Origin of the sequence: Streptomyces sp. ActVer (assembly GCF_027270795.1) — a bacterium.
Classification (GTDB): domain Bacteria; phylum Actinomycetota; class Actinomycetes; order Streptomycetales; family Streptomycetaceae; genus Streptomyces; species Streptomyces umbrinus_A.
In genome coordinates this window covers 1-8958 of record NZ_JAPWHT010000424.1, presented here as the reverse complement: position 1 = coordinate 8958, position 8958 = coordinate 1, and the positions used below count along the sequence as shown (strand labels likewise).

General features: G+C 71.1%; 9 protein-coding genes. 4 read left to right on the top strand and 5 right to left on the bottom strand.

Annotated features, from left to right (window positions below; all coding sequences use genetic code 11):
- Window positions 1-212: 212 nt before the first annotated feature.
- On the top strand, window positions 213-1793 hold the full coding sequence (gene guaA, locus O3Q52_RS42490; RefSeq protein ID WP_269653887.1) for a glutamine-hydrolyzing GMP synthase: 1581 nt from the start codon (window positions 213-215) through the stop codon (window positions 1791-1793).
- Between the two features lie 18 nt (window positions 1794-1811).
- Here the strand turns inward: guaA and O3Q52_RS42485 are convergent, their stop codons facing one another.
- Window positions 1812-2294, bottom strand: coding sequence for a pyridoxamine 5'-phosphate oxidase family protein (locus tag O3Q52_RS42485; protein ID WP_269653886.1), 483 nt, complete (start codon window positions 2292-2294; stop codon window positions 1812-1814).
- 74 nt (window positions 2295-2368) lie between these two features.
- Window positions 2369-2917: a hypothetical protein gene (locus O3Q52_RS42480; RefSeq protein ID WP_269653885.1), complete on the bottom strand. Its 549-nt coding sequence runs from the start codon at window positions 2915-2917 to the stop codon at window positions 2369-2371.
- Window positions 2918-3165: 248 nt separating this feature from the next.
- Here O3Q52_RS42480 and O3Q52_RS42475 point away from each other — a divergent pair, with 248 nt between their 5' ends.
- Entirely contained in the window at window positions 3166-3960 is a 795-nt protein-coding gene (locus O3Q52_RS42475) for a class II aldolase/adducin family protein (protein ID WP_269653884.1), read from the top strand.
- A 50-nt stretch (window positions 3961-4010) separates the two neighbouring features.
- Here the strand turns inward: O3Q52_RS42475 and O3Q52_RS42470 are convergent, their stop codons facing one another.
- On the bottom strand, window positions 4011-4916 hold the full coding sequence (locus O3Q52_RS42470) for a DUF4429 domain-containing protein (protein WP_269653883.1): 906 nt from the start codon (window positions 4914-4916) through the stop codon (window positions 4011-4013).
- Window positions 4917-5233: 317 nt separating this feature from the next.
- On the opposite strand from O3Q52_RS42470, the gene O3Q52_RS42465 reads away from it, so the two are divergent.
- Complete coding sequence (locus O3Q52_RS42465) at window positions 5234-6535, top strand: hypothetical protein (RefSeq protein ID WP_269653882.1); 1302 nt, start codon at window positions 5234-5236, stop codon at window positions 6533-6535.
- Between the two features lie 259 nt (window positions 6536-6794).
- Window positions 6795-7325 (top strand): DoxX family protein, encoded by a 531-nt coding sequence (locus O3Q52_RS42460; RefSeq protein WP_269653881.1) that lies wholly within the window; start codon window positions 6795-6797, stop codon window positions 7323-7325.
- A 93-nt stretch (window positions 7326-7418) separates the two neighbouring features.
- Here O3Q52_RS42460 and O3Q52_RS42455 read toward each other — a convergent pair whose 3' ends face one another.
- Window positions 7419-7661: a hypothetical protein gene (locus tag O3Q52_RS42455; RefSeq protein ID WP_269653880.1), complete on the bottom strand. Its 243-nt coding sequence runs from the start codon at window positions 7659-7661 to the stop codon at window positions 7419-7421.
- Complete coding sequence (locus O3Q52_RS42450) at window positions 7648-8925, bottom strand: PspC domain-containing protein (RefSeq protein WP_269653888.1); 1278 nt, start codon at window positions 8923-8925, stop codon at window positions 7648-7650. Before O3Q52_RS42450 ends, O3Q52_RS42455 begins: the two co-directional genes overlap by 14 nt.
- Between the last annotated feature and the right edge of the window lie 33 nt (window positions 8926-8958).

The window sequence follows — 8958 nt, the reverse complement described above, 5'->3', positions numbered from 1 at the left end:
GGGGTGGGCAGGGGTGGGCAGGGGATCGGCCTGGAAGTAGGGGCGCAGCCCGCCTTCCAGGGGCGCGGGGAACTGCGCGGCCAGCCACAGCGGGCCCGCACCCGAAATCGCACCCACGGGGTCTGGGGCGGAGCCCCAGGGACGGGACGGCGGCTCCGGGCGCCCGGTTAGACTCGGGAGCACATCCCTGCTGAACCGCCGGAAGGCAAACCGTGCCAGAAGCGTCCCCCGTCGCCCCCGACACCGTCCTGGTCGTCGACTTCGGTGCGCAGTACGCCCAGCTCATCGCCCGCCGAGTCCGCGAGGCCCGGGTCTACAGCGAGATCGTGCCGAGCACCATGCCGGTCGCGGAGATGCTCGCCAAGAACCCGGCGGCGATCATCCTCTCCGGCGGCCCCTCGTCGGTGTACGCGGAAGGCGCGCCCCGCCTGGACCGCGCCCTCTTCGAGGCCGGCGTCCCGGTCTTCGGCATGTGCTACGGCTTCCAGCTGATGGCGACCACCCTCGGCGGCACGGTCGACAACACCGGCGCCCGCGAGTACGGCCGCACCCCGCTGCACGTCACGCAGTCGGGGTCCCGCTCGACCCTCTTCGAGGGCACCCCGGACGAGCAGTCGGTGTGGATGTCCCACGGCGACGCGTGCAGCGCGGCCCCCGAGGGCTTCTCGGTGACGGCCTCCACGGACGTCGTCCCGGTCGCCGCCTTCGAGAACGACGAGAAGCGGCTGTACGGGGTCCAGTACCACCCCGAGGTCATGCACTCCACGCACGGCCAGCAGGTGCTCGAACACTTCCTGTACCGGGGCGCGGGCCTGACCCCGTCCTGGACCACCGGCAACGTGATCGAGGAGCAGGTCGCCGCGATCCGCGAGCAGGTCGGCGACAGGCGCGCCATCTGCGGCCTGTCCGGCGGTGTCGACTCCGCGGTCGCCGCGGCCCTCGTCCAGAAGGCCATCGGATCGCAGCTGACCTGCGTCTACGTCGACCACGGTCTGATGCGCAAGGGCGAGACCGAGCAGGTCGAGAAGGACTTCGTGGCCGCGACCGGCGTACAGCTGAAGGTCGTGGACGCGGAGGAGCGGTTCCTCAGCGCGCTCGCCGGGGTCTCCGACCCCGAGGAGAAGCGGAAGATCATCGGGCGCGAGTTCATCCGGGTCTTCGAGCAGGCGCAGGCCGAGATCATCGCGGACGAGGGTCCCGAGGTCGCCTTCCTGGTGCAGGGCACGCTCTACCCGGACGTCGTCGAGTCCGGCGGCGGCACCGGCACCGCCAACATCAAGTCCCACCACAACGTGGGCGGGCTGCCGGAAGACCTCGAGTTCAAGCTGATCGAGCCGCTGCGCAAGCTGTTCAAGGACGAGGTCCGGATGGTCGGCCAGGAGCTCGGCCTGCCGGACGAGATCGTCCAGCGCCAGCCGTTCCCGGGCCCCGGCCTCGGTATCCGGATCGTCGGCGAGGTCACCAAGGAGCGGCTCGACCTGCTCCGCGAGGCCGACGCCATCGCCCGCGAGGAGCTGACGGCGGCCGGCCTCGACCGCGACATCTGGCAGTGCCCGGTCGTGCTGCTCGCGGACGTCCGCAGCGTGGGCGTCCAGGGTGACGGCCGGACGTACGGCCACCCGATCGTCCTGCGGCCCGTCTCGTCCGAGGACGCCATGACCGCCGACTGGTCGCGCCTCCCGTACGACGTCCTCGCGAAGATCTCGACGCGCATCACGAACGAGGTCGCCGACGTCAACCGGGTCGTCCTCGACGTCACGTCGAAGCCGCCGGGCACCATCGAGTGGGAGTAGCCCCGGGGCTGCTGAAGGTCACGTCCGCTTGAGGGTCCGCACCGGCTCTCCGGGCTTCCAGATCTCGACGACCAGATACGTGTCGTCCTCGACGTAGGTCCGTACGACCTCCGTCAGCTCGGTGCGGAAGAGGTGGAACGGCTCCGGCGGTTCCACCTCTTCGGCGTACCGGGCGCGCTCCGCCGGGTCCTCGACCTCGACGGCCCGGCCCGCGATCCGTACATCACCGCCCGCCATCTCCGTGCCGGGACCCGGATTGGCCTGCAGGGCGAAGCGCGGGTCGCGGCGCAGGTCCAGTGCCTTGAGCGAGTCCGGCATCATGCCGAGCCACAACTCCCCGTTCAGGAACCGGACTTCGAGTCCCGAGGTGCGTGGCGACCCGTCCTTGCGGAGGGTCGCCACGATGTGGTGCGTGAAGGCCGAGAACCGGTCCTCGACGGTCTTGGCGAGGTCCGGTTCCGCGGCGGTGATCGCTGCCCAGTTCGATGTCGTCCGAGTCATACGACGAGTCTGACGCTGATACCCGACATTTTCTGTCGCCTTTGCGGCGGAGGGTTCCTCCTCGGTCGGATCGCTCAGATCAGCCCCGCCGACCGCAGCCGCCGGGCCAGCCGGTCCTTCCGTAACACCTCCAGACGCAGGAAGACCGCGAACACCGCGGCCATGGTGGCGCTCGCGGCGAGCGAGGCCCTCCAGCCCGCAGGGATCAGCAGCAGTGCCATCAGGGCCGCGCTGGCGGTCATGAAGACGGCCTTGCGGCGCCAGTCCAGGTCGTCGGCGAGCGAGTCGAACTCGATACGGGCCTTGAGCAGGCTGACCGCGGGGGCCACGTCGGGCAGTGGTTTGAGCGTGCCCGGGCGCATGCCCGGAGCGCGGCCTGCGGCGAGGCGGCCGAGGGCGGCCGTGCTGCGTTCGCGGGCCTCGGGGCGGGGGTCGCGGGTCAGGCGGACCTGGAGTGTCTGGCCGAGTCTGTTCGTCTCCTCGTAGCGGAATCCGTACTGCACGGCGATGTAGGTGAGCGCGGCGAGGCGGCGGGGGGATCCGCCGAGGTCGTCCAGGACGACCACGTCGCGCGTGGCGATCTGTCTGAGCATGCCCGTGACAAGGCGCTCGTTTCTCTTCATGGGCGGGTGGGGGGTGCGGTCGCGGGACGCGGTCCGCGCAGCGTAGGGGGGTGACTGCGCACGGGGGTCCTCCAGGGGGCGTCGGTGCAGGTGCCCGACCGAATAGTTGGCTCCGGACAGGCAGACCAGCGACCCCGTGCAACGGTTGTGCACTCTCTTCACGAACATCTCTGTTCTCCTGCGCTGACCGCCGGTAACTTCCCGCCCGTAAACACGTACGGAGTCCGTACCTCAGGGCTGGAGGACATATGCACGGGCCCACACCGCCCCTGCCGCTTCCCACCGACCGGCTGCGGTTCGCCATGCCGCCCATGCACGAGTCGCTCGACGACGAACGGCGGCACCGCAAGGAACGCCTCGCGGGCGCGCTGCGGCTCTTCGGCCGGCTCGGGTTCGAGGACGGGGTCTCCGGTCACATCACCGCGCGCGATCCGGAGTACAGCAACTGTTTCTGGGTCAATCCGTTCGGAATGCCGTTCAAGCACGTCACGGTCAGTGATCTGGTCATGGCCAACGAGGACGGGCAGGTGATCGAGGGCCGCTATCACGTGAACCAGGCGGCGTTCACCGTGCACGCCCAGGTGCACGCCGCCCGGCCGGACGTCGTCGCGGTCGCCCACTGCCACTCGGTGCACGGCCGCGCGCTGTCCGCGCTCGGCGACCTGCTCGACCCGATCACCCAGGAGAGCTGCGCCTTCTACGAGGACCACGCGCTGTACGACGCGTACTCGGGGGTCGCCGTGGACGCCGAGGAGGGGCGGCGGATCGCCTCCGGGCTCGGGACGCGCAAGGCGCTCGTGCTGCGCAACCACGGGCTGCTGACCGTCGGCGACTCGGTGGACGCGGCGGCCTGGTGGTTCCTGTCGATGGAGCGCTCGTGCCAGGTGCAGCTGACCGCGTGCGCGGCGGGCCGTCCCGTGCTCATCGACCACAAGCAGGCGGTCGCGACACGGGAGCAGCTCGGCGGGGATCTGGTGGCGTGGATCAACTACCAGCCGCTGTGGCAGGACATCAGCCGCAGCGAACCCGATCTCCTCAGCTAGCCGATCCCTCCATTCGGAAGCCCCCAGCCGGAATTCCCGAGTCACCCGTGTCAGAAGTCCCGCAGCACCGCCGCCTTCGTCGCCGCGAACTCCTCGTCCGTGAGCACGCCGTCGCGGTGCAGTTCGCCCAACTCCCTGAGGCGGCGCAGAAGTACGTCGTGGTGACCCTGCCGGGGCAGCTGCGGTACGGCGTCCCCGCGTGCGGCCGGGAGGCGGGGCGGGTCGCCCTGGGCGTACTCGCCGGACCGGGTGGACGGGTGCGGGAGCCGGGCCATGACCGCGGTGGCGACCAGCGCCGTGAGCAGATCGCGGCGGGCACTGCCCCACAGGTCGAGGGCGAACGGGTCCTTCTCCGGCGGCAGTTTGGAGAACACCGAGTCGCGGGTCACGAAGCGCAGGAACCCGTCCTCGTAACCGGAATTGGGCAGCCACTCCACCTGGACCAGGTCCGGCAGCTCGATGATGCGCGGGCCCGTCGCGCGCTTCACCCGGTCCGAGGTGTCGCTCCAGTCGATACGGACCTGGGTGCCGTCGAACGACACCGTGCCGTCGCTGGAACGGACCGAGACGGGGACGGGAGGGCCCGGCACGAGGTAGGTTCTGGCCGGTTCCTTGGGAATCTCTTCGAGGAGCAGGGCGCGCCGGATCTCCTCGGCGACGTACTCGGCGACGCCAGAGCGGTCGATGTCCACCACCAGCCGGTACGGGTCCGCGGGCTCGGGCAGGCGGCCACCGGTCGCCTGGAGCAGCGGGTCGGCGCCCTCGCGGAGTCTCAGGCGCAGGCGGCCCCGCTTGCGTTCGGGTTCGTAAGCGACGCCCGCGACCGCTTCGAGGGGCACGGCGATCTCTCCGTACGTCTGCCGGAACAGCGGCACGGAGCGGTGCAGTCCAGGGGTGATCCGGACCGTGCTGCCGTCGAAGGCCCAGGTCCCGTCGCGCTGGATGATCTCGGCCATACGGGAATTCTCGCAGCCGGGTCAACACGGGGGTGGGTGGTTCACCCGCGCTGAGCAGACCTGGCGGACGCGCGGGGTGTGGGGTACGGCACAATGCGCTGTCGTCGCGAGGCAGTTGTGCGGCTGCGCAGATGTGCGGGGGTTGACTGTGCGACCGATGGCCCTGGGGCCGGTGGTCGTGCCGCTGTCCGTGGTGCGGCGGTGGCGTGCGAACGTGACATATCGGAACGTGGCATATCGGTTGGGCGTGCGGTCGGTTCGGTGGGGCGTGCGGTGAATGAGGGTTCGACCCAATGGTCTGGAAGGCGGCAACGGGCGTGGCGGTGCAGGAGACTGGACAGGGCGCGGGGCGTGAAGCCGGGCGCGGCGCCGGTCGGAGCGGGCACGAGGGGGGCTGCACCTGCGGGAACTGTCCGCACGGGGCACGCGAGGGGCATCGGCGTGCCGTTGCCGAATTCCTTTCCAAGCGGGACGAATTGGCGTCCGGGCGGGGGCTGCCCGCGGCCGTGGCGTATTCGGCCGGGGCATCCAGGCAGTGGGTGTCGGACGAGCTGACCCAGTCCGCGGACGTCGTCGCGGAGCGCGGACGTGCCGAGGGCGAGGTCTGGCTCGGCCTGGTGTGGCGGCGAACCGTCATCGCCGTATGGGGAGTTGTCGTCGTTCTGCTCCTGGTGCAGACGCTCACCGCGATCGGGGCGGGCTGGACGGCCGCGCGGACCGCGGGGCTGGTGGCCGCGGTGGTCGTGAGCGCACTGCTGACCGGGGCCTCGTGGTTCCACCGGGCGCGGGGCGGGGTGCTGGCGCCCGTCATCGGCGAGGACAACCGGCTGTCCACATCCCGTGCCGTGGCGGTCGGCTGGGTGCTGTTCGTCGTCTACGCCGTGCTCGTGCTGGCGGGGCGGCTGGCCGGCGCGTCCTCCCCCGACGAGCGGGACTCCCTGATCGCGGGGCTCGACCTCGCGCGGGGAGCCGGGATCGTGACCGTGCTCGCCGTCGTGTGCGCGATCGCCGTGCTCGTGCGGCGGGTCGTGGGGCTGCGCGTCCTCGGACAGCGGCTGCAGAAGGTACGGGCCGGCCGGCCCCGCGCCGCGGATCTCCTCACCGACGACTCGGGCCGGGGCAACTTCGCCGACATCCAGTACGTGGTCGTGGGCGCCGTCGCGCTGGTCTTCGCGGCGGTGCGACTGGCCCGGCGGCCCGAGCAGTTGCCCGATCTGCCGTGGGGGCTGGCCGTGATGGTGCTGGTGTCGGCCGCCACGTATGTCGCCGGGAAGTACGCGGAGGGCGGGCGGCCGGTGATTCTGTCGGTCGTGCGGGCCCGCGAGGCGGGGGACCTGGACGCGCCGATCCGGACCGGCGACGACATCGAGATCCGGGGCGCCGGATTCGTGCCGCCCGGGGCGCAGGGCGCGGACCGGCTGTCGCGGATGGTGGTGCGGATCGGGGCCGTGCATGTGCATGTGCCACTGGTTCCGGTGCCCGGCGGGTTCAGCAACCCGTCCGACGCGGTGCTCACCGTGCCGGTGCCGGCGGATGTGGAGCCCGGGCGGGTGGACGTACAGGTCGTCACCGCGGCGGGGCTGGAGACGAACCGGGTGGGGATCGATGTGACGGAGTGACCGCGGGCCCGGTGACGCGGTGACCGCGGCTCGCGGCGCCCGGCCTGCGGCTTCCGCCACCCGCATGGACGCCGCAGGGGCATCTCCCCGGAGGATGGCGTGCGGATGCGGATCCTCCGTTCCCGTACGGGTTCAAAAGGGATGTTCAGGGGGACCTGGTGAAAATTTGTGCGTCCGCTCTTGAGCGGGAGCTCGCCGTCGTACGTATCGTCTGTTGAGGGGTGAACCGTTCGGCGGCGGCGAGAGGCGGCGGAGAGCGATGGCTCACGGCATGCGAATGGACACGCACTCCGGGTACGGGGACGACGGCGGCGGTGACTGGCGGGATGCCGCGACGCGATACGCCCTGCTTCCGCTGCGGGTCTTCCTCGGTGTCACCTTCATCTACGCGGGAATCGACAAGCTGACCGACAGCGCCTTCATGCACGACGCGGGGGCCGGGTCGGTCGGCGACCTGATGCGGACGGTGCGCGACTCGTCGGCCATTCCCGCGCTCGTCGATCTCGCCCTCAAGAACCCCGTCGGCTTCGGCTACGCCATCGCCTTCGGTGAGCTCGCGGTGGGCATCGGCACACTGATCGGTCTCTTCGCTCGTCTTGCCGCGTTCGGCGGCGCCCTGATCTCCCTCAGCCTCTGGCTGACGGTGAGCTGGGCGTCGGACCCGTACTACTACGGCAACGATCTTCCCTACCTGATGGCCTGGCTGCCGATCGTGCTCGCCGGTGCGTCGGTGTTCTCGGTGGATGCGATGATCCGGTCTCGGCGTCGGCGCCGGGCCGGCGCGTATTGAGGGATTCGCTGGAAGCGTTGTGACTTGGCTGCGGGCCGGTGGGGTCTTGTCGCGCCCCGCGGCGGAGCCGCAAATGTCAGAGCCCCGCGCCCCCTACGGGGCGCTGTCCTGGCCCTGAGTCTCCCGTGTGTGGAGTGCGCGGCGCTGACGGCGTCGGACTCCGTGGGCCAGGGTGCCTGCCGCGGCTGCCAGGCAGAGGCCGCCGGTGACCAGGGGGATCACCACGAACCACGGGGTGTCCCAGGCCTCGCCCGCGTCTCCGGCGTAGATGACGCCCGTGAGGGTGAGGAAGAAGCCCGCGATGAGCCGGCCGGGCTGGAACTCATGACGTGACACGGGTGACCTCCGCCTGTCCGATGCCGACTTCGAGGGTGAGGTCGAGCGTGCCGCCTGCCTTGCTCTTGTCGGTGCTCTCTCCCGTGGGGGAGAGCGTCACCTGCTTGTGCTTGCCCGGGGCCACGTCCACGTCCTTCTTGTCGTCGCCCGGCAACTGGATGTCGCCGACGCCCACTTCGATCACCAGCTTCACCGTCACGTCCTTGGGCAGGATCACCTTGAGCTGTCCCATCCCCACCTCGGCGTTCGTCGTCACGGTCCGGCCCTTGGCCAGGTCGATCCGGCTGAGGTCGAGCGTGCCGACGCCGGTGCCGAGGTCGTACTGCTCCTGTACGGCGGCGGCCGTGGCCGGTGTCCAGTCCGTACGCACCCAGTGGGTGCTGATGTTCTTCGGCAGTGCCGCCGAGCACGCCAGCAGGCCCGCCGTGACGATCGCGAGGAAGATCGACCCCGCTCCCGTGCGCCCCCGGAACGCGCTGACCGCGATGCCCAGGCCGAGCACGCCGAGCGCGCAGGCCAGGCCGGTCTGCAGGCTGGCGCCCAGTGCGCGGTCGTCCCAGGTCAGGCGGGTGGCGAGCAGGCCGGCGAGGAGGGCGAGCAGGAACACCGAGCCGCCGATCGAGCGGGGGCCGCGCGGCTTGGGCGCCCGGGTCCGTATGTCCCGGCCGTGGCCGCCGCCCTGCGCGATGGTGATCGCCGCCGCGATGTCGCGCTCGCGCACGTCCTTGGGGCCCCACAGATAGCCCGTGCCGCCCACATACGTGCCGTCCTTGACGATGGGCTCGCGCCACCAGGAGGGGAACGAGGCCGGGACGGGCGGTGCCTGTGCCTCCGGCGGCGCGTCGGCGACGGCCTGCGCGGCGAGCGGGTCGGGGTCCTCCGTCGCGCGCTGCCGCGACCAGTACCCGGCGCCGGCGAGGAGCAGCGAGAGCGTCGTCGCGAACGTCAGCACGCCGCTGTTGGTCAGCATGGAGAGGAACACACCGCAGCCGACCAGGGCGAACAGCACGCCCGCCAGCGCCTGGCCGTCCACCCGGCCGGTGAGGAGCTTGCGCACCTCGTTCTCGTCCTCGTCGTCGTTCGGGACGAAGAGCCAGGCGAAGCCGTAGAAGATGAGGCCCAGGCCGCCGGTCGCCGAGAGCACGGCGAGCACGATCCGGAAGATCACCGGGTCCATGTCACAGTGCCGCCCGAGCCCCGCGCACACGCCGCCCAGCATCTTGTGCCGAGGGTCGCGCCGGAACTTCCGCGGGACCTCGGGCACACCGGGCTCCCCCGGCGTGACCGGACTCCCCGG